Below are 20626 nucleotides of genomic sequence, written 5' to 3'. Positions count from 1 at the left end.
TCATTTTTTATGAAAGTGTTACAATAGTGAGATTGGGGTGAATATAGTGTTAAGACCGATTGTTGAATTTTGTATAAGCAATTTAGCAAATGGGTCACAACGTGCGCTAGAGCAACTTGAAAAAGATCCAAATTTAGATATTATCGAATATGGGTGTTTAGGGTATTGTGGGAAATGTGCCAATACGTTGTTTGCGATGGTAAATGGGGATATTGTCACAGCAGAGAATGCGGATCAACTTGTCGAACGAGTTTATGCATATATTGAGGAAAATCCCATGTTTTAGGGGGCTATTGTGCCCCTTTTTTTCTTCGCGAATTTCTTGCCAACGGTCGTAAGCCATGTTGACGATTCCCTTTTCGATTGTCTCTTTTTTTCGTGCGATCACACGTGAAAAGTAAATAATCGCTTGTTTTTCTTTTCCTAGCCTGCGGTACAATTCGCCGATTAAATACAATAAACGCACTTCTGACATATGTGTATAAATAAAATCATCCGTTTCTGTTGAAAATTCCTCTGTTGCCGCAAATCCACAGTGTGGACAAACATGGACGTAATATAAAAGCGGATTCGCTTCTTCGCTAGCATATATGAACAAAAGTCCGTATCGTGTTGGACCGGGCGGATGAAACGTGAACGAACTTTTTTCGTTGTATACGTTTGTTTACAAACAAGACACGTAACGGTACGATCGTATAAGACATCCATTATGTTCCCTACCTCGTATAGTTGATAGTCATATTATACTATACGCTGTTCGTGTTGCCTGTGACTTTTTATGTATTTGTAAAAAAGTTGTCACGGTTATGATGACGATGTATAGTGTTATTAAAGATGTATGCGGAGGGGAAGTAATGAGAAGTTTTTCATTTACGAAAATGCACGGTCTGGGAAATAGTTACATTTACGTAAATATGTTTAAAGAGTGTTTAGCAGAAGAAGAATTATCATATATCGCAAAACGTGTGTCAAATGTGCACACAGGAATCGGTTCGGATGGACTCATTTTAATTTGTCCGTCCGATGTAGCTCCAGTGAAAATGCGTATTTTTAATAGCGATGGATCGGAAGGGAAAAACTGTGGCAACGGGTTGAGGTGTGTAGCGAAATATGCATATGAACACGGAATTGTTCAGGAGGAACAATTTCTCATTGAAACGTTATCAGGTCTTGTAGAAGCTCGTGTGTTTGTTGAAGATGGGAAGGTCAATAGTGTAGAAGTAAATATGGGAAAACCTCGTTTATCCCGCGCTGAAATACCGATGATAGGAAAAGAGGATGATATTGTCGTTAGTGAACCGATCGAATTTGAAGGGCATACGTATTATATGACAGGTGTATCGATGGGGAATCCTCATGCTGTGTTTTATGTGGATCAAATCGAAGATGCTCCCGTCACTTCTCTTGGACCGATTGTTGAAAAAGATGAGCGTTTTCCAGAAGGAATTAATGTAGAGTTTGTAGAAGTGGTGAACGACCGCGAACTTCATTTTCGTGTGTGGGAGAGAGGTTCCGGTGTGACGCAAGCGTGCGGAACAGGGGCTTGTGCAGCGGTTGTGGCATCCGTATTAAACGGAAAAACGAAGCGAAACGAAGAAACGGTTGTTCATTTAGCTGGTGGAGATTTGTACATTACGTGGAAAGAAAATGGTGATGTGTTGATGCGTGGAGCAGCCGAAACTATTTGTATAGGTGTATACTACTATTAAAAAGGAGTGAGATCGAATGGAACAAATCGTTTTGTTAACCGAAAAAGCAGTGAAGCAAGTGAAACAGATGATGAAAGAAAGCGGAGAAGAACACGCTTATTTTCGTGTCGGTGTGTACGGTGGAGGGTGTAGCGGATTATCTTATGCGATGGGATTTGAACACAATAAACGTGAGGACGATCATGAGTTTGAACAAAACGGTTTGCGCATATTAATCGATAAAGAAAGTGCACTTGTATTAAAAGGAACGACGATTGATTATGAACAAGGAGCGATGGGTGGCGGATTTACGATTCATAATCCGAACGCTATTGCTTCATGTGGTTGCGGTTCATCGTTCCGCACAGCAACTCATGCTGGTACGCCGGAGGAATGTTAAATATGAAAGGGCAGAGGAATATCATCTTCGCTCTTGGGTTTGCACTAATTGTAGCGTTATTTTCTATTGCGAATATCCAAAACGTGAAAGTGAACTATATTGTCGGTTATTTTGAAACACCATTAGTGATTGTTATTTTAGGTTCTGTTACAGTTGGTGCATGCATCGTTTTTCTCGTTGGTGGATGGAAGTTTGTAAAGATGCGAAATTATACAAAAAAGTTAGAAAAAGAAATGGAGCAGTTGCGAGCCTCTCTACCGAATGAGGAAGTAGCTGCCACGATTGAAAATGTGGTGAATGAAAATGATCATTCGAAGCCCCTCTCTTAAGAGAGGGGCTTCGAATTATTCAAACATCGATGTGGAATGAAGTGGTTGTACTTTTGCGTTTGGATCGATGTATGATTTCGCATTGTTGACCGCTGTTGGTGCTTCACCAAATCCGCAAGCAATTAATTTCACTTTTCCTTCGTATGTGCAAATATCGCCTGCTGCATACACACCTGGAATGTTTGTTTCCATTTTGGAATTCACTTTAATAGAGTTTTTCTCGATCTCTAAGCCCCATTCTTTAATTGGTCCGAGCGATGAAATGAACCCGTAGTTGACAATGACTGCGTCAACGTCAATCGTTTCGCGCGTTTTTGTTTTGACTTCTTCTAGAACAACCTGTTTGATACCGTTTTCATCTCCGATCAATTCAACAGGAACGAACGGTGTTTTTACATCAACAGATGAGTTCATTAAATTTTCGACGCTATGTTCATGGGCACGGAATTTATCACGGCGATGCACAATCGTTACTTTTTTAGCGATTGGCTCAAGCATAAGCGCCCAGTCAACTGCAGAGTCACCACCACCGCATACGAGCACATTTTGACCGGCAAATTTATTCAAATCGTCAACGAAGTAATGTAAGTTTTTACCTTCGTATTGTGTCGCGCTTTCGAGCTCTAATCGGCGAGGCTGAAATGCGCCGTTTCCAGCAGTAATGATGACCGCTTTTGAATAATGAATTTCTTTATTTGTCGTTAGTTTAAATGTCCCATCCTCCAGTTTTTCTAACTTCTCGACAGACTGTTCTAAGCAAACGGTTGGGTTAAATTTGCTCATTTGCTCCTTTAAGTTGTCGATTAGTTGTTGGGCGCGAATTTTCGGGAAACCTGCCACATCATATATGTATTTTTCTGGGTAAAGCGCGGAAAGTTGTCCACCGAGTTGCGGAAGACTTTCGATAATTTTGACGCTCGCTTGACGCATGCCGCCGTAAAACGCTGTAAACATGCCGACAGGACCACCACCAATAATGGTAATATCGTATAATTTTTGATCTTCTTTCACGTTCTTTCCTCCTAAAACGCAAATTTTCATGTATTATCATACCATAAAAAATGGGTAAACGCTTTTGTTGTTTTGAAAATTTCGACATGAACTCGATAAAAATTATGACTAAAAATTGAACAAATAACTCTTGAAAAAGAGTGAAAAAAAGAATAAGATGTTAACGTAGAAATGACAACTTTGTTACAAAACGTTGTATTTTTTTGGTCTATTTCGTGAATAAATTCACAAACTTTCTAAGCGATAAAAATCGTTCAAAAAGCGCAAGCTAAAAAAATAAGAAAAGGTGGAAGTGATTCGCTTGAAGAAGCCAAATGTTGTTGTATTAGGTGCAGGTTATGGTGGATTGATGACAGTAACGCGTTTACAAAAAATGATTGGCGTCAACGAAGCAAGCATTACGCTTGTCAACAAACATGATTATCATTACGAGTCAACTTGGTTGCATGAGGCGGCAGCAGGAACGTTACATCATGAGCGCGTTCGCTATGCGATTGCTGACGTCATCGACCAAAGCAAAGTAAAATTCATTCAAGATACGGTTGAAAAAATCAACCTTGAAGAAAAACAAGTGTTGCTTCAAAATCATGAGCCATTAACATATGATTATTTAGTTGTTGCGCTTGGATTTGAATCTGAAACGTTTGGCATTAAAGGACTAAAAGAATATGCTTTTTCAATTGCCAACGTTAACGCAGCTCGTCAAATTCGCGAACATATTGAGTATCAGTTTGCGACATATAGCACAGAAGAAGAAAAACGTGATGAGCGTTTGACGATTGTAGTTGGTGGTGCAGGGTTTACAGGTATCGAATTTTTAGGGGAACTCGTAAACCGCGTGCCAGAACTTTGCCGTGAGTATGATGTGGATCCAAATAAAGTGCGCATCATCTGTGTGGAAGCGGCGCCAACGGTTCTTCCTGGCTTTGATCCAGAGCTTGTTGAATATGCGGTAAATGTGCTTGAGAAAAAAGGTGTGGAGTTTAAAATCGGCACGGCGATTAAAGAGTGCACACCAGAAGGCATTATCGTTAGCAAAGATGACCAAGTTGAAGAAATTAAAGCAGGAACAGTTGTATGGGCGGCTGGAGTACGTGGAAGCCGCGTTATTGATGAATCTGGCTTTGAAGCGATGCGCGGTCGCGTGAAAGTTGATCCGTTCTTGCGTGCGCCAGGCCATGAAGATGTGTTTGTTGTTGGGGACTGTGCGTTAATCATTAACGAAGAAACGAATCGTCCGTATCCTCCAACAGCGCAAATTGCGATGCAACAAGGAGAAGTTTGTGCGAAAAACTTAGCTGTATTAATTCGTGGGCAGGGTGAACTACAGCCGTTTAAACCAGACTTAAAAGGAACAGTATGTTCGCTTGGTCACGATGATGCCATCGGGGTTGTGTTCGGTAAGAAAATTTGGGGCACAAAGGCAAGTGTGATGAAAAAAGTGATTGACAACCGTGCGCTTTACTTAATCGGTGGCCCAACACTCGTTGCGAAAAAGGGAAAATTTAAATTACTATAAAAACGAGCGAAGCAATTTTTCGCTCGTTTTTTCTTTACAAATCATTTGTTTTTATGTATAATTATCTGAAAATTAAGAAAAAGGAGAGGTAGTTATGAATAAAACAACGTGTCAATATTGTGCAGGGAACGGTTATGTTCATGTAGCGGTCGGTGGCTCGGAAACATGCCATTATTGTGAAGGGACAGGAGTAGAAAAAGATGAAATGGTGATCAAGCAATAATTGACTGATGTTTTCGCTTTCAGTACACTTAAAATGGTGTATTGGAGGTGAAAACGTATGGAGATGAGCATTCCGGTTCTACTCATTTCTGTTTTATTATTTTTCGTTTTATTTTTTGGTATTGGTTTTTTATTAAACATGATTTTGCGGACGACGTGGACGATGGCGATATTAAGTCCATTTGTTTTGTTATTGTGGATTGATAAAATTTCTGTAATGGACTACGTGACAAGTCCATCCGCTTCGCTCGCTCATGTGAAAGAGCGAATCGAATCATTAGCAAGCGCCGATTTAATTATTTTAAGTAGCGGTATTGTTGGTGCTATTGTCTCAGGTGTCGTTATCCAGACGCTGAGAAAAAAAGGATATCGAATGTTTTAAGCCTTCACAATCGTGGAGGTTTTTTTTTGTAGCTAATGTATATTTTTTTTGAATGTTGGAAAGAAATACAACCGTGGGAGGAGTGAATAAATGGGTATAAAATGGTTAAGAAGAACGACCATGGTTGTATTGTTTCTATGTGCGTTCATGACGACATTTCAATCGATATCGGGCGTTGAAGCGAAAATGTTATCTGATTGGTTTTCACCTTCACGTTTTTCTTTTTTCTCGTTTAAATCATTATTTTCATCAGATACGTATGAGTACGTAGCTGATCGTTTTCGTAAACACGAAAAACAAGTGACTCAACTTTCGTCACAGCAGACGACAAACGAATCGTTGACGCTAGAAGAAGCGTTTGACTGGTCACAGTATCCATCTGTTACTGTTGTAGCGACAGGATATACAGCGGGAGTGGAGTCAACAGGAAAAACGCCCGATCACCCGAGTTATGGCATTACATATTCGGGTGTACGTGTAAAACGTGATTTGTACTCAACGATCGCAGCAGATTTGAAAGTTTTTCCGATTGGAACGATTTTATTTATCCCAGGATACGGATATGGTGTTGTTGCAGATACAGGATCAGCGATTAAAGGTCATAAAATTGATTTATACTATGAAACAGTAGATGATGTGTATAAACATTGGGGAAAGAAAAAAGTAAACGTATATGTCGTCAAACGCGGAGATGGGACATTATCGGAGCAAGAGATGATCGCACTGAACGAAAACGAATCGATGCAAGTGTTTCGACAACAATATATAAAGAAAAAGGAAGTCGGGCTATAACCGAACTTCCTTTTTCTTTGTTATGCAACGCTTTCGTTATATGTTTGGTGTTCGTTTAGCGCTTTGTAAATGCGTGGTGCGATGACACCAGCAACAACTGATAAAATGATATCTTTTGGAAGTGGAACGAGCATCCAGCTCCAAGCCATTGTGTATGAAAAGCCTTCTGGTGCTTCAGCCCATAACTTATATGCCATGTACATCCAATTCGTTCCTACAACATAGTTAATGATCATACCGACGATTGTTGCGGTGATAAAACGCGCTATCGAACGGTTTGCACTTTTTTCAACCAATAAGCCAGTAACGTAAGCGGCAAGAATAAAAGAAAGAATAAAGCCAAATGTTGGAGCAACGACTATCGAGAACCCTCCGTTAAAACGGGCGAAAACAGGCGCACCGAACAGTCCAATGAGCATATACACTGTCATTGCCATCGCGCCGCGTTTTGCTCCGAGAATGGCGCCGGCTAATACGCAAAAAAACGTTTGTAGCGTAATAGGAACCCCTCCGATGACAAGAAAAGGTGCCCACGATGTAATGTTTGCTCCAATCGCCATAAGCGCGGCAAACATGGCGATAAATGTTAAATCTTTCGCTTTCATTTGTTAACCTCCTTATTTTAATTGTTAACAAAATCGTAGCCGATAAAACAAAAAACGTCAATACATAAGTGACATGTACTTGTACAATATAACGGTATGGAGGGGTGACAATGAAAGAAGAAGAACAATTGCTTCGCGCAAATCGATTAGGGGCGAAAGAAGATATCATTCATGTGAGTGAAACAGATGACGGACATGATTTGCGCGATGCAGCACATATTGGTGAAAAACAAATGGCGGCACCGAATTATCGCCAGTAAAGAAAAAAGGTGAGTTGACAGCACGGCGACTCGCCTTTTTTTGGAGAAAGCGTAATATGGATCGTATTTGGATTAAAAGAGATTTTCATTTCTGATTCCACACCAATGGATTGTAGTTGCTTCTGCACTTCTTCTTGTTTCGATTGTTGTGCTTTTTCCATTAATTGTTTTGCGAAAACTGGATCGTTTCCAATTTTTGCAGAAATAGCAGTTGCCTCTTTTAACAGCTTTTGCACAGCTTTTGCTGATTGTGTAAATTGCGTAATATCAACATTTGGATACATCTTTTTTCCCTCCTTGCAAGCAGTATATGATAAAAAGAAAAAAACGCTCAAAGGCGAGCGTTTTTATAAGTAACGGATGAAAATATAAGCGTGTGAAATAAGTAAAGAAATGAGCGTGAGCGGTGCCCCGATTTTAAGAAAATCAAAGTAGCTAAATCCATGTCCTTCACGTGAAGCCATGCCTGCAACGATGACGTTCGCAGATGCCCCAATTAATGTTCCATTTCCACCTAAGCAAGCGCCAAGCGCTAAAGCCCACCATAGAACGTCAATTTGTGCTGAATCCGGAGACAACCCCATACCGACTGCCATGTCTTGAATGAGTGGAATCATCGTCGCAACAAAAGGGATGTTGTCAATGGTTGCTGATGCGATTCCAGATACCCAAAGAATTAAGTAAGACGCGGCATGAATATCGCCACCGGTAATTTCTAATGCTTTTTCTGCCAAACTTTTAATGAGCCCAATATCGACGAGCCCGCCAACGAGCGTAAACAATCCAACAAAGAAGAAAATAGTTGTCCATTCGATAGAAGCAAATACTTCTTCTAAATCATGTTCTTTTACGCCGATGAGCATTAAAAGAACGGCTCCGATCATCGCAATGACCGCTGCATCCACATGAATCACCGAATGAAGCGTAAATCCTAAAATGGTTAATCCAAGGATAGTAACGGACTTTTTTAATAGCACCGCATCTTTAATATATTGTCTTTCATCAATTTTCATGAGCTGTGCGATGAGCGCTGCGTTTGATTGAAGACGTTTGCGATAAACCACGTACAAAATCGCGACAATGACTAGCTCGATAATTAAAATGACAGGACCTAAATTAAATAAAAAATCGTTAAATGTTAAATGTTTATTTGCAGAGCCGATCATAATGTTCGGTGGATCTCCGATTAACGTCGCTGTTCCTCCGATGTTCGAAAAAAGCACTTGAGAAATTAAAAATGGAACAGGGTCTACTTCTAACATGCGTGTAATGGAAAATGTCACCGGGACAACGAGTAATACCGTTGTGACATTGTCGAGAAAGGCGGAAAGGGTAGCTGTCAGTAATGATAAAATGACTAAAATGTTAATCGGACTCCCTTTCGCCATTTTTGCGGCTTTGACTGCTACATATTGAAAAAAACCTGACTTACTCGTAATATTAACAAGAATCATCATGCCGATTAAAAGCGTAATTGTCCCCCATTCGATATGATGGGTATACGCTGCGTTCAAGTCAACAATGCCAAAAATGATCATAAAAGCAGCACCTAATAAAGCGATCACAGCACGATTAACTTTTTCTGAAATGATTATGGCGTATGTAATCAAAAAGATAGCAATAGCCGCATAATATTGAAAGTTGCTTACTTCATGAGTTATTGTCTCATGCACGTCTGTCATTCCTTTCTTTTTGCAGTTTTTCAGTGGCTGAATTGTTTACGAATCCAATTATATTCCTTTTTACAAAGTGAAACAATTACCTTTATGGTATAATCGATTGATGAGACGATATACGGAAAGGTTGATTGTATGACTAACATCATATTTGGACTGTTTTTGTACTTTCCAGAAGATAAAACCGAATACATTCCTGCTGCCATTTCGTTTATGGCATTTTTCATCGCTGCGGTGTTGACGATGCGGTTGATTATAAAAATTTCAAAGCGTCAAGAAGAAAAAGCAAAGCAATTTGAAGAGCAGCTGAAAAAACAACAAGCGAAAGATTAAATAAATGAAAATAGGGCATAATAAGCCGTAAATATGTAGTTGGAGGGCTTGTTGTGCATCGAGTGATTGTATATTTTTTTCTATTGCTTGTAAGCGGATGCGTGGAAGAGAAAGTGAAAAGCGTCGATGTCAATGTAATTAATGAGGATGGAGACTCGCTTGGAACGATTAAAATGTCTCAACAATCTAAAGGAGTAAAACTGGACATTAATCTCAAAGGGCTGTCGCCAGGGGAGCATGCGATGCATATTCACGACAAAGGAACATGCGAACCGCCTGAATTCAAATCAGCAGGGGAACATTTTAATCCAGAAGGAAAGGAGCACGGGCTTCTTCATCCGGAGGGGGCGCATGCAGGCGATTTACCGAATTTAATCGTGAAAGAAGATGGAACAGTTAAGGCACAATTGGTGGCTCCGAATGTCAATTTATCAGAAGAGAAAAACGGTTTATTTACAAAAAACGGAACGGCGATTGTAATCCATGAAGGAAAAGATGATGGCATGTCCCAGCCAGCGGGAAATGCAGGCAAGCGAATCGCGTGTGGTGTCATAAAAAAGAAGTAGCAGCAAGCGATCAGCAAACGATGTCGTCTTGCTTCTTTTTTTGAAAAAATACGTGCATTTTTTTCTAAATTGTGTGAAAATTTATAATAGGGGGGATTCATGATGAAGTTAACTGAAAAAGAAATCGAAATCGTTGAACTGTTAGAAAAAAACGCGCGATTGCCGATTGAGACAATGGCGAAAATGCTTTCTCTCCCTGTTTCGGAATTGGAGCATATGATAAAAAAGTTAGAGGAAGCAAAAGTCATTGTGCAATACGCAGCTATTGTGGATTGGCGGAAAGTGGATGGGCATGAAGGTGTAACAGCGATGATTGATGTAAAAGTGACACCAAAGCGCGGTGTTGGATTCGATGAGGTAGCAGAACGTATTTATCGTTTTCCAGAGGTCAAATCTGTCTATTTAATGTCGGGTGCATATGATTTATCTGTTGTTATTGAAGGGCGTTCCATGTCTGAGGTCGCTCATTTTGTTTCTGAAAAATTATCAACGCTTGACTCTGTTATTTCAACGACAACTCACTTTATTTTGAAGAAATATAAACATGATGGCACCGTATTTGAACAAGGTGATCAAGATCGAAGAATCGTGGTGGCACCTTGATGCAAAAGACGAAGACGTACGTATCTGATACTGTATCACGTTTAAAACCATCTGGTATTCGACGCTTTTTTGATTTAGCAGCGAGCATGGAAGGGGTCATTTCATTAGGGGTTGGTGAGCCGGATTTTATTACCCCTTGGAGTGTGCGAGAAGCTTGCATTCTATCGTTAGAACAAGGATATACGTCATATACAGCAAATGCTGGTTTATGGGAGTTAAGGAAAGAAATTAGCGATTATTTAGCGCGTCGTTTCGAAGTGCTATACGATCCGGCAAATGAAATTATTGTCACGGTTGGAGCAAGTCAAGCGCTTGATGTTTCTCTTAGAGCGATTTTGAATCCGGGTGATGAAGTCATTGTTGTAGAACCAAGTTTCGTCTCATACGCACCGCTTGTTTCATTAGCTGGTGGCGTGCCGATTCCAATTCAAACGAGTGGAAAACATCAGTTTAAGTTACAGCCTGAACAAATTGAACAAGTTGTGACACCGAAAACGAAAGCATTAATCATTTGTTCGCCGAACAACCCGACAGGAACGGTATTGAATAGGGGAGAACTGGAACAAATCGCATGCATCGTAGCAAAGCATGATTTGCTTGTTATCTCAGATGAAATTTATGCAGAATTATGTTACGAGGAACAATATACAAGTTTTCCTGCCATTGCCCATATGCGAGAGCGAACGGTTTTAATTAACGGATTTTCAAAAGGATTTGCGATGACAGGATGGCGATTAGGTTTTATTGCGGCACCGAAAGATTTGGCGGCGGCGATGTTAAAAATTCATCAATATACGTTGATGTGTGCACCAACGATGGCACAATATGCAGCTATTGAAGCGTTGCAAAACGGAGCGGATGACGTCGAACAAATGAGAAAAAGTTACCGGCAACGGCGCAACTTTTTTGTGCAATCATTAAATGAAATCGGTCTTACTTGCCATATGCCGGGAGGAGCATTTTATGCATTCCCTTCCATTCAATCAACAGGCATGACCTCAGAGCAGTTTGCGGAACGTCTATTATTAGAAGAAAAAGTTGCTGTTGTTCCTGGACATGTGTTTGGAGCAAGCGGTGAAGGATATATTCGTTGTTCATATGCATCATCGCTCGAACAGCTGCAAGAGGCGATTCGGCGCATGAAGCGATTTCTTGAGCGACTATAAAAAAAGCTGACACGATCGTCAGCTTTCTTTATTGTATTTGAGTTCATATAACATTTGCATGACGCGTAAAAAGTCTTCTTCGCTAAATTCTTTTGCTTTCCGTAAAATGAGCTTTGCCCGCTTAATGCCAATTTCTTTAATTAAATATTCGATTTCAGGATCGACCACGGAGGAATTGGACAAGTCGGCACGTTCTAGCAATTCGGATGCAGGCACATCAAGTGCGGTACAAAGTTTTAAAATCGTTGGTGTATCAGGAATTTGTTCTCCTGATTCATATTTTTGAATCGTTGCTACCCCTACACGTACTTTCATCGCTAACTCTTGTTGTGACATATTTCGCTGTTCCCGATACATGCGAATATTTTCACCAATTGTGCTCATTTATTCTCCCACCTCTCGCAATTTCATTTACATGTTTATCATACCATGTTCCTATTTATACTCGTGAACAAAATTAACACTTTTTAAGCGAATTATGTTACAATTTTTCAAAAAACGGGGAGTGTTTCATTTGGAGTGGAAGGAAGGTGCGATCGTTACGGGTATTGTGACGGGAATACAGCCGTACGGCATATTTGTATCGCTTGATGAACGAACACAAGGACTCATCCATATTTCAGAAATCACAGATGGATATGTAAGAAATATTTACGATTATGTGGATGTCGGGCAGTCCGTTCGGGTAAAAATTATTGCGATTGATGAAAAAACGAAGCGAATTAGCTTATCTTTACGAGATGTTGATCATGAAACAATGAATATCGAAACCCCTTTAGGATTTCAACCATTGAAAATGCAACTAGAAAAGTGGATTGCAGAAGCGAAAAAACAATACAACTCACCGAATGATCGGTGAGTTGTTCGTTTATGTCCTTGACATTTTTGGTTCTGTACGTCCGAGCTCTTCCGTTGGTTTAAACAGAAGTACGAGATTAATGAGCCCTGCAATTCCAACAAGAGCATAAACAATGCGAGCAAATGCCGATGCTTGTCCGCCGAAAATGGCTGCCACAAGATCGAAACGAAAAAAGCCAATGAGCCCCCAGTTAAGCGCTCCAATAACAGTAAGCAATAGTGCGATTCGTTGTAACGTACTCATGTTCATCCTCCTTAGCAAAATATCGTATTCACTTATAGAATGGGTAATTATTTTTGAAATATGTATAATGAAAAAGAAAAAATGCAAGTTTCTTTACTTATTTGTTTATTTTAGAAATAATGAAGAAAAAGGAGGGGTTTTAATGGAACAGTTTATTTTTCACAACCCAACAAAATTAATTTTTGGAAAAGGACAAATTGAACAACTAAAGAAAGAGCTTGTTCCGTATGAGCGTATTTTAATGGTGTACGGCGGAGGGAGCATTAAGAAAAACGGTGTATATGATGATGTCGTAGCTGTTTTTCGCTCATTGAATAAGCAGTGGACGGAGTTATCAGGTGTCGAGCCGAATCCACGGTTATCTACTGTTCAAAAAGGGATTGACATATGTCGTGAAGAGAAGGTTGATTTTATTTTAGCTGTTGGCGGTGGAAGCGTCATTGATTGTGCGAAAGCGATTGCAGCTGGCGCCTTATACGATGGAGACGCATGGGATTTTATTTCGCGCAAGATAACGGTTCAACGTGCGCTTCCGCTCGGGACGGTGTTGACGTTAGCAGCGACAGGATCAGAGATGAATGCCAATTCTGTCATTACAAATTGGGAAACGAAAGAAAAGTACGGTTGGAGCAGCCCAGCTGTCTTTCCGAAATTTTCAATTTTAGACCCTGTTTATACAACAACTGTTCCAAAAGATCAAACCGTATACGGCATTGTTGATATTATGTCGCACGTGCTAGAACAATATTTTCATCATGCCCCAAATACGCCACTGCAAGATCGAATGTGTGAAGCGATTTTGAAAACGGTGATCGAAACGGCGCCAAAACTTGTGGATGACCTGCAAAATGTCGACTATCGTGAAACGATTTTATATTGTGGAACGATGGCTTTAAATGGAATTTTGCGTATGGGGCTACGTGGTGATTGGGCGACACATAACATTGAACATGCTGTATCGGCTGTGCACGATATTCCACACGCGGGTGGACTAGCTATTTTATTTCCAAACTGGATGAAATATGTGCTTGATGAACGTGTTGAACGCTTTAAACAGCTAGCTGTTCGCGTGTTTGACGTTTATTCGGAAGGAAAAGGGGATCGGGAAATTGCGCTAGAAGGAATCGAAAAACTTCGGGCATTTTGGAATAGCTTAGGTGCTCCAAATCGATTAGCAGATTATCATATCGGTAAAGAATCATTGCCAATAATAGTGGAAAAAGCGATGGCGTTCGGCCCATTTGGTAATTTTAAAAAGCTACAACACGATGATGTTATGGCGATTTTAAAAGCTTCGTTATAAAGTGCGAAAAATGTCATAATGAATCCGTTTACATGGTTTTTGCTAACTTGATTCTCTTTGTTTGTTTCGCTAAAGTGAAAGAGGATACAATCATTGAGGAGGAAACGTACATGACGCATATTCAGTTTGACTACTCAAAAGCGTTGTCGTTTTTCGGTGAACATGAACTAACGTATTTGCGTGATGCTGTAAAAGTAGCACATCATGCACTTCATGAGAAAACAGGACAAGGTAACGATTTTTTAGGATGGATTGATCTTCCTGTGGCATATGACAGAGAAGAATTCGCTCGCATTCAACAAGCAGCGAAAAAAATTCAACAAGACTCTGATGTGTTATTAGTGATCGGTATTGGTGGTTCTTATCTCGGGGCTCGTGCAGCGATTGAAATGTTGCAACACTCGTTTTACAATGCGCTTCCTGCAGAAAAGCGGAAGACACCACAAATTATTTTCGTCGGTAACAACATTAGTTCTACATATATGCGCGACGTGATGGATTTACTTGAAGGAAAAGATTTTTCGATTAACGTCATTTCAAAATCCGGAACGACAACAGAACCTGCGATTGCCTTCCGCATTTTCCGTAAGCTTCTTGAAGAAAAATACGGAAAAGAAGAAGCGCGCAAACGCATTTATGCAACAACAGACCGCGCGCGCGGAGCGTTAAAAACGTTAGCAACGGAAGAAGGATATGAAACGTTTGTTATTCCAGATGATGTCGGTGGACGCTACTCCGTTTTAACAGCGGTTGGATTATTGCCAATTGCCGTAAGTGGAGCGGACATTGAAGCGATGATGAAAGGTGCGGCACAAGCGCGCGAAGATTTCAGCAAATCGGAGTTAGAAGAAAATATCGCTTATCAATATGCCGCGGTGCGTAACGTGCTATACAACAAAGGAAAAACAATTGAAATGCTCATTAACTACGAGCCAGCATTACAATATTTTGCAGAATGGTGGAAGCAATTATTTGGTGAAAGTGAAGGAAAAGATCAAAAAGGTATTTTCCCAGCTTCAGCAAACTTTTCAACTGATCTTCACTCTTTAGGACAATATGTGCAAGAAGGTCGTCGCGATTTGTTTGAAACAGTGTTAAAAGTGGAAACGCCGCGTCATGAGTTGACGATTGAGGCGGAAGATAACGATTTAGACGGTTTAAATTATTTAGCAGGAAAAACAGTCGACTTTGTCAACACAAAAGCGTTTGAAGGTACATTGTTGGCGCATACCGACGGGGGCGTGCCAAACTTAGTTGTCACACTACCGCGATTAGATGAATATACATTCGGTTATCTCGTTTACTTCTTTGAAAAAGCGTGCGCCATGAGCGGATATTTGCTTGGAGTCAATCCGTTTGACCAACCGGGTGTTGAAGCATACAAAGTAAATATGTTTGCCCTTCTTGGTAAGCCTGGATACGAAGAGAAAAAGGCAGAACTTGAGAAGCGATTGAAATAATTAAATTTAAAAGAGCTTTCCCTGCGCGCAGGGAAAGCTCTTTTTTTGGGTATGATACAATTAAAGGAGGAGTGATGCAAATGATTGAAATTCCGTCTAGACTAGAAGGAAAAACATTTTTGTTAAATGTGTTAGAACAACAATTAAAACCGCTTGGTTACGTAATCGGTGGAAATTGGGATTATGATCACGGTTCGTTTGATTATAAAATGGCAGATGATGTCGGCTATCAATTTTTGCGTCTTCCATTTGTTGCTGTAGATGGACAGCTTGATTCGTATGGGGCAACGGTTGAATTGAAACGCCCATACGTCTTATGTCATAAATATCAGCGCGGATTAGACGACAACGTGCATGTTGGAAACGTAAGCGCTTCGTTTAATCAGTTTTCCGAACCAGAAGACTCCGATGCAACTGTACCAGACAAATATGTATCGATGGCAAAGATGCTTGTCAAAGATGTAGAAGATCTGTTATTACACTAATACAATGAGCTCATCTGTTTTTTGAATGGCTGTATGGCCTTGTGGATTGATCGTTACTTGTTGCTCGTTTGCAATGCCGATGAGCAATAGTCCTTCCTTGTTTAACTCGGTAAGCAATGTATGAAACGACATGCCGATCCATTCATCGTGAACAGTTAAACGCTTGATCGGATGTTTTTTCAATTGTTCCATGTCGTTTAATATATTTGGGGCTGAAAGACAATTTGTCATTAAAAAACTGATCCATTTATTCGTTTCAATAACTGCATCGGCTCCCGCTCGTTTTGCATTATCGACTTGCGGTGTTGTTAATACTTCCACAACAGTATATACATCGGGGTGGAGTGCTTTAATTGTCAAAAGAGTGACAATAGATGCTAAGTCCGCTTCTGTTTCATTTTTATGTTGGTTCGCAGTAATGATGACGGCATGAGCGTCGAAAACGTTCGCTTTTTTCCATACATCATCGTGGGTCGGATTTCCTTTAATAAAATGAATGTGCTTCGGCATATCCCAACGTTGTAATGTTTCGTCGATGACAAGGCACGGCACATGGGGAGGTAGAAGCGTGAGTAATTGGCGAATCCGTTCATTCCAACCAACTAAAATAACATGTTGACCTTTTGTATAAGGGAGCTCCCCAGCTGATAAAGCGTTTTCTTTTGAAATGGCCTTCGCAGATAGTGTAACAAAATAAGCTGAGACGAACGCGGTGCCGAGCGAAATGAGAGCGATGGCGACAACTTTACCAACGACAGTTTTTGGAACGAGGTCTCCATAACCGATAGTTGTAGTTGTGATGAGCGCCCACCATATTCCGTCAAATGTTGTTGAAAATGTTTGTGGCTCCACGATATGAATGACAATCCCAAATAAACAAATGATCGTTGTAATTGTTAGTATGATGCGTGCGAGCGGAGAAAGCCGCCAATATGAAGCGAGAAACTCGTACCATCTCATGTATTTTCCCTCCTTTTTTTATCATTGTAGACGAGAAAATCTCGTTTCTTACATATTTTTTCTACAAAAACAAACGATATAAACGAAAGGAGGGAATGAAATTGGATATAAATCGCATCAAGCAAATCGTTTCTTCCCCAGATGATATTCGTGTATGTTATCACGGTCAGTCTGTTTGGATTGATGGGTACGATGAAGCAAACCGAACAGCCACCGTACATATGCGTGGGAGGGAACATGAACGCCATACCGTTCCAGTGGAAGAATTGACGGAAGAGTAAAAGAAAAAACCCTTGCATGGCAGGGGTTTTTTCTATGGAGCATATCGGGATCCCTTCGCGCTGCCAGCACGACGCTCTTCCAAGCTTGTCAGTTACACTACCCAAAATCCTTGAAAAACAGCTTCGTGTTTTATTCAAGTAAAAGTATAGCAAATAGCATTTATTACGTGAATATGACGGATGGGTGTGCATTGCAGTATTCGAAGTGTGATTTACACGACCAATGCCATTGAACGAACGATCAAGGAGATTCGGAAACGTCTCAAACCGATGAACAGTTTGAGTAGTTTAGAAGCTGCTGAAAAAGTCGTGTATTTGACCATTCAAGATTTTAATGAGAAATGGGCAGGACGAAAGTTACGAGGATTTTCCGAAGCTCATGAAGCCCTTCAACGAATGTTTGAAGAATGTTACAATTAACTTAATGTAAATAAATGAGATAAGGGGATTCTCCCTTCCTACACAAGAGACTGAATATTCAGTCTCTTGTGTGGAGGAAACCAGTCTCCCCTCTATTCTAAATCTATTTCAGAGATACCCTATCTATTTTACATTACACAAAATTCTTGACGGTACCTAGAAACAGATTTGTAATAAAAAAATTAACACTATAACGTTTGACTGTATATTTTTTTTTGCTATATAATTTCATTAAACATACCGAATAATAATAGATGGGGAGTGAGTTCGTTGGGAAGTTGCTTAAAATTGGTGAACTTGCAGAATTAGCTGGTGTTTCCAAACGAACCATTGATTATTATACGCAGTTAGGATTGCTTGAGCCCGTTCGTTCTGAGACCAATTATCGCTATTATCCTGAAGAGAGTATTGAGCATTTACAGTTAATCCATGCATTAAAGAAACAGCATTTAACTCTCGAGGAAATAAGAGAGCGCCTGCAGCTTATGAAAAAACAGCCTGCTCCGATGAATGAAATTATCGATAAAATTGAGCATCTTCAAGAACAAATGCAGCATATTCAAGAAGAAGTGCTGGAATTAAAGCCGTTGCTCAAACAATTAAATGAACAACAGATCAAGATGATGACAAAACCATTGACCCAGCAAGGTTACGCATTGCTACGTTCATTAGGGATATTGCTTGGAGGAAATCCTTTTATATATGATTTTCTTTCAAGGAAATAGTGAAGAAGAATAAGAAAAACATATTATACAATTAGCAGGAGGTGGATTCTCTAGCTGTTTGCATGCAGTTAGAGAGCTTAATTGGAGATAGTTAATTTACTGATGGTTGGCATTTTAATTGCCTTGACGGCGTTTTTTGTTGCATCGGAATTTGCCATTGTCAAAGTGCGCCGTACACGGATTGATCAGCTCGTGGCCGAAGGAAATCGAAGCGCCATGGCTGCAAAAAGAGTCATCAGCAATTTAGATGAATATTTATCAGCTTGCCAGCTTGGTATCACCATCACTGCACTAGGGCTTGGTTGGCTTGGGGAACCAACGGTGGAACATTTGCTTCGTCCTGTATTTGAGCAAATGAATTTGAATGAGTCTGTAGCATCCCTCCTTTCTTTTGTGATTGCGTTTGTGGCGATTACCTATTTGCACGTAGTTGTCGGTGAATTAGCGCCTAAAACATTGGCGATTCAAAAAGCGGAAACCATTACGTTGTTATGTTCAAGACCTTTAATCCTTTTCTACAAAATCATGTATCCGTTTATTTGGGTATTGAACGGATCAGCACGTGTCATCATCGGATTATTTGGACTAAGACCGGCATCCGAACACGAAGTCGCCCATTCTGAGGAAGAGTTGCGGCTTATTTTATCTGAAAGTTATAAGAGCGGAGAAATTAATCCGTCGGAGTATAAATACGTAAACAATATTTTTGAGTTTGACAATCGGATTGCCAAAGAAATTATGGTGCCGCGCACAGAAATTGTCGCATTAGATAAAAACGATTCAATCGCGGACATTTTGGAAATTATGAGGAAAGAAAAATATACACGCTATCCTGTTATAGACGGCGATAAAGACCATATCGTTGGGATGGTGAACATAAAGGAAATATTAACGGATTGTATTCGAAATCCACAAGCGATTGAAAAGAAGTTAGATGATTATATTCGTCCAATCATACAAGTAATTGAATCGATCCCTATTCATGACTTGTTCGTAAAAATGCAGCGAGAACGAGTCCATATGGCGATTTTAGTTGACGAATATGGCGGAACAGCTGGACTTGTGACGGTTGAAGATATATTGGAGGAAATCGTCGGTGAAATTCAAGATGAGTTTGATATTGATGAAGTTCCGATGATTCGCAAAGTGAACGAGCATACTACCATTGTTGATGGAAAAGTGTTGATTGAAGAGGTAAACGATTTACTTGGAACGGATATCGATGATACCGATGTCGATACGATTGGCGGTTGGATTTTAACGGAGAAATTTGATATTCAACAAGGTGAGATTCTCTCCTACGGTGATTATGAATTTAAGGTATTAAAAATGGAAGGTCGCCATGTCCAATTGGTTGAAATCACGAAGCGTGTAAAAACTCCTTTACTTACCGTACAAGAAGAAGCGGAAACAAAATAACAGTTAATATTAAAGAGAGGCTGTCTCATAAGGGTCTGACCTCACGCGAGCTTCACAATATATCGTTCATTTATCCAACGTGATGTCCTATATATTGTGTTGCGGGGTCTGACCCTGTGGTTTTTTGGGCAGCCCCTTCGTTTTTCTAAAAAGACAAGTCATTATTTTATAACACCGTTTCGATTTTTAAAACTATTGGGAGACAAAACAAGACTAACAATCATGGGACTAGTAAATAATCAAGATTGTTGCGTGTGTGAATTATACTAATATAAATGATAATCACTTTCGAGTTAAATATTCTCAATATCGACGCTCCGAATAGAAGGAATTTGATGAATAAATTCGTATACATCTGTCGTTGCCTGCTTTTGATCAACGGATACCTTTAGCTCAACAAAGTGGTTTCCGTTGTCTAAATCTTTAATGCGCACAGTTTTGATGCGAATATTTTTTTGTTTAATAGCGTCGATTACTTCTGAAATTTTTGTTGCATCTAATACAATCAGTTTGACAGAAAGTTCTTTTTCTCTCAGTTGTTTTGGTCCGAAGACGGTTGTTACAAGAGGGATGAGCTCAACGCTAGCGATCAGAAAAGCTACGCACAAAATGGCTTCGATATAAAAATTTGCACCAACAGCAATTCCAACGCCGGCTGCTCCCCAAATAAGCGCGGCAGTTGTTAAACCTGAAATGCTGTCGTTTCCGCGTCGGAGGATAACACCTGCACCAAGAAAACCGATGCCAGATACAATTTGTGCAGCGAGGCGAAGTGGATCCATATTTATATGATCGCTTTTTGGAAACGTATATGCTGATTCAATCGAAACGATCGTTAACAAACAACTTACAATCGAAATGACAAGACATGTTTTAAGGCCGACCGGCTTTCGTTTTAATTCTCGTTCTAGGCCAATGA

At 40.1% G+C, this 20626-nt stretch carries 28 protein-coding genes and 2 pseudogenes (1 of these 30 only partly in view); 21 read left to right on the top strand and 9 right to left on the bottom strand.

Annotated features, from left to right (window positions below; translation table 11 throughout):
- The first annotated feature begins 46 nt into the window (after nt 1-46).
- Nucleotides 47-286 carry a YuzB family protein gene (locus NSQ23_RS13370; RefSeq protein ID WP_006322168.1) on the top strand — a complete coding sequence of 80 codons (240 nt, stop codon included), beginning with the start codon at nt 47-49 and terminating at the stop codon, nt 284-286.
- 12 nt (nt 287-298) lie between these two features.
- Here NSQ23_RS13370 and NSQ23_RS13365 read toward each other — a convergent pair.
- A pseudogene (locus tag NSQ23_RS13365) lies at nt 299-708 on the bottom strand (DUF2225 domain-containing protein); the annotation flags it as partial.
- 146 nt (nt 709-854) lie between these two features.
- Between NSQ23_RS13365 and dapF the strand changes: the two are divergent.
- The 3 genes from dapF to NSQ23_RS13350 are packed head-to-tail and all read left to right on the top strand — an operon-like array spanning nt 855 to nt 2417.
- Nucleotides 855-1709 carry a diaminopimelate epimerase gene (gene dapF, locus NSQ23_RS13360; RefSeq protein ID WP_004892332.1) on the top strand — a complete coding sequence of 285 codons (855 nt, stop codon included), beginning with the start codon at nt 855-857 and terminating at the stop codon, nt 1707-1709.
- 16 nt (nt 1710-1725) lie between these two features.
- Complete coding sequence (locus NSQ23_RS13355; RefSeq protein WP_339171293.1) at nt 1726-2088, top strand: iron-sulfur cluster assembly accessory protein; 363 nt, start codon at nt 1726-1728, stop codon at nt 2086-2088.
- Entirely contained in the window at nt 2082-2417 is a 336-nt protein-coding gene (locus NSQ23_RS13350) for a LapA family protein (RefSeq protein ID WP_339171290.1), read from the top strand. The genes NSQ23_RS13355 and NSQ23_RS13350 overlap by 7 nt, the downstream gene beginning before the upstream one ends.
- 15 nt (nt 2418-2432) lie before the next feature.
- Here NSQ23_RS13350 and NSQ23_RS13345 read toward each other — a convergent pair whose 3' ends face one another.
- A complete protein-coding gene (locus NSQ23_RS13345; protein WP_339171287.1) occupies nt 2433-3428 on the bottom strand; it encodes an NAD(P)/FAD-dependent oxidoreductase in 996 nt (331 codons plus the stop codon).
- Between the two features lie 292 nt (nt 3429-3720).
- Here NSQ23_RS13345 and NSQ23_RS13340 point away from each other — a divergent pair, with 292 nt between their 5' ends.
- From NSQ23_RS13340 to NSQ23_RS13325, 4 genes are all read left to right on the top strand, one after another.
- Nucleotides 3721-4947: an NAD(P)/FAD-dependent oxidoreductase gene (locus NSQ23_RS13340; protein ID WP_339171284.1), complete on the top strand. Its 1227-nt coding sequence runs from the start codon at nt 3721-3723 to the stop codon at nt 4945-4947.
- A 94-nt stretch (nt 4948-5041) separates the two neighbouring features.
- Nucleotides 5042-5170, top strand: a complete 129-nt coding sequence (locus tag NSQ23_RS13335; RefSeq protein ID WP_004892321.1) for a YuiA family protein — start codon at nt 5042-5044, stop codon at nt 5168-5170.
- A 57-nt stretch (nt 5171-5227) separates the two neighbouring features.
- Nucleotides 5228-5551 carry a YuiB family protein gene (locus NSQ23_RS13330; protein WP_004892319.1) on the top strand — a complete coding sequence of 108 codons (324 nt, stop codon included), beginning with the start codon at nt 5228-5230 and terminating at the stop codon, nt 5549-5551.
- Between the two features lie 90 nt (nt 5552-5641).
- The gene (locus NSQ23_RS13325) at nt 5642-6343 is read left to right on the top strand and encodes a 3D domain-containing protein (RefSeq protein WP_339171279.1); all 702 of its coding nucleotides are present in this window, start codon (nt 5642-5644) and stop codon (nt 6341-6343) included.
- A gap of 20 nt (nt 6344-6363) precedes the next feature.
- On the opposite strand, the gene NSQ23_RS13320 is transcribed toward NSQ23_RS13325, so the two are convergent.
- Complete coding sequence (locus tag NSQ23_RS13320; protein ID WP_339171276.1) at nt 6364-6948, bottom strand: biotin transporter BioY; 585 nt, start codon at nt 6946-6948, stop codon at nt 6364-6366.
- A gap of 110 nt (nt 6949-7058) precedes the next feature.
- Between NSQ23_RS13320 and NSQ23_RS13315 the strand changes: the two genes are divergently transcribed.
- Entirely contained in the window at nt 7059-7208 is a 150-nt protein-coding gene (locus NSQ23_RS13315; protein ID WP_339171273.1) for a hypothetical protein, read from the top strand.
- On the opposite strand, the gene NSQ23_RS13310 is transcribed toward NSQ23_RS13315, so the two are convergent.
- Nucleotides 7196-7492 (bottom strand): hypothetical protein, encoded by a 297-nt coding sequence (locus NSQ23_RS13310; protein ID WP_339171270.1) that lies wholly within the window; start codon nt 7490-7492, stop codon nt 7196-7198. The genes NSQ23_RS13315 and NSQ23_RS13310 overlap by 13 nt on opposite strands.
- Before the next feature lie 63 nt (nt 7493-7555).
- Nucleotides 7556-8881, bottom strand: a complete 1326-nt coding sequence (locus tag NSQ23_RS13305) for an ArsB/NhaD family transporter (RefSeq protein ID WP_339171267.1) — start codon at nt 8879-8881, stop codon at nt 7556-7558.
- A 138-nt stretch (nt 8882-9019) separates the two neighbouring features.
- On the opposite strand from NSQ23_RS13305, the gene NSQ23_RS13300 reads away from it, so the two are divergent.
- From NSQ23_RS13300 to NSQ23_RS13285, 4 genes are all read left to right on the top strand, one after another.
- Complete coding sequence (locus tag NSQ23_RS13300) at nt 9020-9217, top strand: hypothetical protein (protein WP_004892308.1); 198 nt, start codon at nt 9020-9022, stop codon at nt 9215-9217.
- Between the two features lie 53 nt (nt 9218-9270).
- A complete protein-coding gene (locus NSQ23_RS13295) occupies nt 9271-9783 on the top strand; it encodes a superoxide dismutase family protein (RefSeq protein WP_339171262.1) in 513 nt (170 codons plus the stop codon).
- Between the two features lie 102 nt (nt 9784-9885).
- Nucleotides 9886-10386, top strand: a complete 501-nt coding sequence (locus NSQ23_RS13290) for an Lrp/AsnC family transcriptional regulator (protein ID WP_237810613.1) — start codon at nt 9886-9888, stop codon at nt 10384-10386.
- Nucleotides 10386-11552, top strand: coding sequence for an aminotransferase (locus NSQ23_RS13285; RefSeq protein ID WP_339171257.1), 1167 nt, complete (start codon nt 10386-10388; stop codon nt 11550-11552). The genes NSQ23_RS13290 and NSQ23_RS13285 overlap by 1 nt, the downstream gene beginning before the upstream one ends.
- A gap of 18 nt (nt 11553-11570) precedes the next feature.
- Here NSQ23_RS13285 and NSQ23_RS13280 read toward each other — a convergent pair whose 3' ends face one another.
- Nucleotides 11571-11936 carry a helix-turn-helix transcriptional regulator gene (locus NSQ23_RS13280; RefSeq protein WP_339171254.1) on the bottom strand — a complete coding sequence of 122 codons (366 nt, stop codon included), beginning with the start codon at nt 11934-11936 and terminating at the stop codon, nt 11571-11573.
- Between the two features lie 130 nt (nt 11937-12066).
- Here NSQ23_RS13280 and NSQ23_RS13275 point away from each other — a divergent pair, with 130 nt between their 5' ends.
- Nucleotides 12067-12411, top strand: a complete 345-nt coding sequence (locus NSQ23_RS13275) for a CvfD/Ygs/GSP13 family RNA-binding post-transcriptional regulator (RefSeq protein WP_004892296.1) — start codon at nt 12067-12069, stop codon at nt 12409-12411.
- A gap of 9 nt (nt 12412-12420) precedes the next feature.
- Here the strand turns inward: NSQ23_RS13275 and NSQ23_RS13270 are convergent, their stop codons facing one another.
- The gene (locus NSQ23_RS13270) at nt 12421-12654 is read right to left on the bottom strand and encodes a DUF378 domain-containing protein (protein ID WP_004892293.1); all 234 of its coding nucleotides are present in this window, start codon (nt 12652-12654) and stop codon (nt 12421-12423) included.
- 142 nt (nt 12655-12796) lie between these two features.
- On the opposite strand from NSQ23_RS13270, the gene NSQ23_RS13265 reads away from it, so the two are divergent.
- From NSQ23_RS13265 to NSQ23_RS13255, 3 genes are all read left to right on the top strand, one after another.
- Entirely contained in the window at nt 12797-13957 is a 1161-nt protein-coding gene (locus NSQ23_RS13265) for an iron-containing alcohol dehydrogenase (RefSeq protein WP_339171249.1), read from the top strand.
- A gap of 110 nt (nt 13958-14067) precedes the next feature.
- Nucleotides 14068-15417 carry a glucose-6-phosphate isomerase gene (locus NSQ23_RS13260; protein ID WP_339174421.1) on the top strand — a complete coding sequence of 450 codons (1350 nt, stop codon included), beginning with the start codon at nt 14068-14070 and terminating at the stop codon, nt 15415-15417.
- An 80-nt stretch (nt 15418-15497) separates the two neighbouring features.
- The gene (locus tag NSQ23_RS13255) at nt 15498-15902 is read left to right on the top strand and encodes a YugN-like family protein (RefSeq protein WP_004892286.1); all 405 of its coding nucleotides are present in this window, start codon (nt 15498-15500) and stop codon (nt 15900-15902) included.
- Here NSQ23_RS13255 and NSQ23_RS13250 read toward each other — a convergent pair.
- Entirely contained in the window at nt 15894-16862 is a 969-nt protein-coding gene (locus NSQ23_RS13250; protein WP_004892284.1) for a potassium channel protein, read from the bottom strand. The genes NSQ23_RS13255 and NSQ23_RS13250 overlap by 9 nt on opposite strands.
- Nucleotides 16863-16963: 101 nt before the next feature.
- Between NSQ23_RS13250 and NSQ23_RS13245 the strand changes: the two genes are divergently transcribed.
- From NSQ23_RS13245 to NSQ23_RS13230, 4 genes and pseudogenes are all read left to right on the top strand, one after another.
- Nucleotides 16964-17143: an H-type small acid-soluble spore protein gene (locus tag NSQ23_RS13245; RefSeq protein ID WP_035018897.1), complete on the top strand. Its 180-nt coding sequence runs from the start codon at nt 16964-16966 to the stop codon at nt 17141-17143.
- A gap of 195 nt (nt 17144-17338) precedes the next feature.
- Nucleotides 17339-17563 (top strand): annotated as a pseudogene (locus NSQ23_RS13240) (transposase); the annotation flags it as partial.
- Nucleotides 17564-17817: 254 nt separating this feature from the next.
- Complete coding sequence (locus NSQ23_RS13235) at nt 17818-18288, top strand: MerR family transcriptional regulator (RefSeq protein ID WP_192948490.1); 471 nt, start codon at nt 17818-17820, stop codon at nt 18286-18288.
- An 81-nt stretch (nt 18289-18369) separates the two neighbouring features.
- Nucleotides 18370-19707 (top strand): hemolysin family protein, encoded by a 1338-nt coding sequence (locus NSQ23_RS13230; protein WP_339171244.1) that lies wholly within the window; start codon nt 18370-18372, stop codon nt 19705-19707.
- 293 nt (nt 19708-20000) lie between these two features.
- Here NSQ23_RS13230 and NSQ23_RS13225 read toward each other — a convergent pair whose 3' ends face one another.
- Nucleotides 20001-20626, bottom strand: the 3' portion of a protein-coding gene (locus NSQ23_RS13225; RefSeq protein WP_004892274.1) for an MgtC/SapB family protein. Its footprint extends 52 nt past the window's final position; only the last 626 of its 678 coding nucleotides appear in the window; its start codon lies beyond the right edge, outside the window; it ends in the stop codon at nt 20001-20003.

The organism is Anoxybacillus sp. FSL W8-1294 (assembly GCF_037965005.1).
In the GTDB taxonomy this organism is placed as follows: Bacteria; Bacillota; Bacilli; order Bacillales; family Anoxybacillaceae; genus Anoxybacillus; species Anoxybacillus flavithermus_G.
Note: the sequence above shows the minus strand (reverse complement) of the source record. Positions and strands in the feature narration are given on the sequence as shown.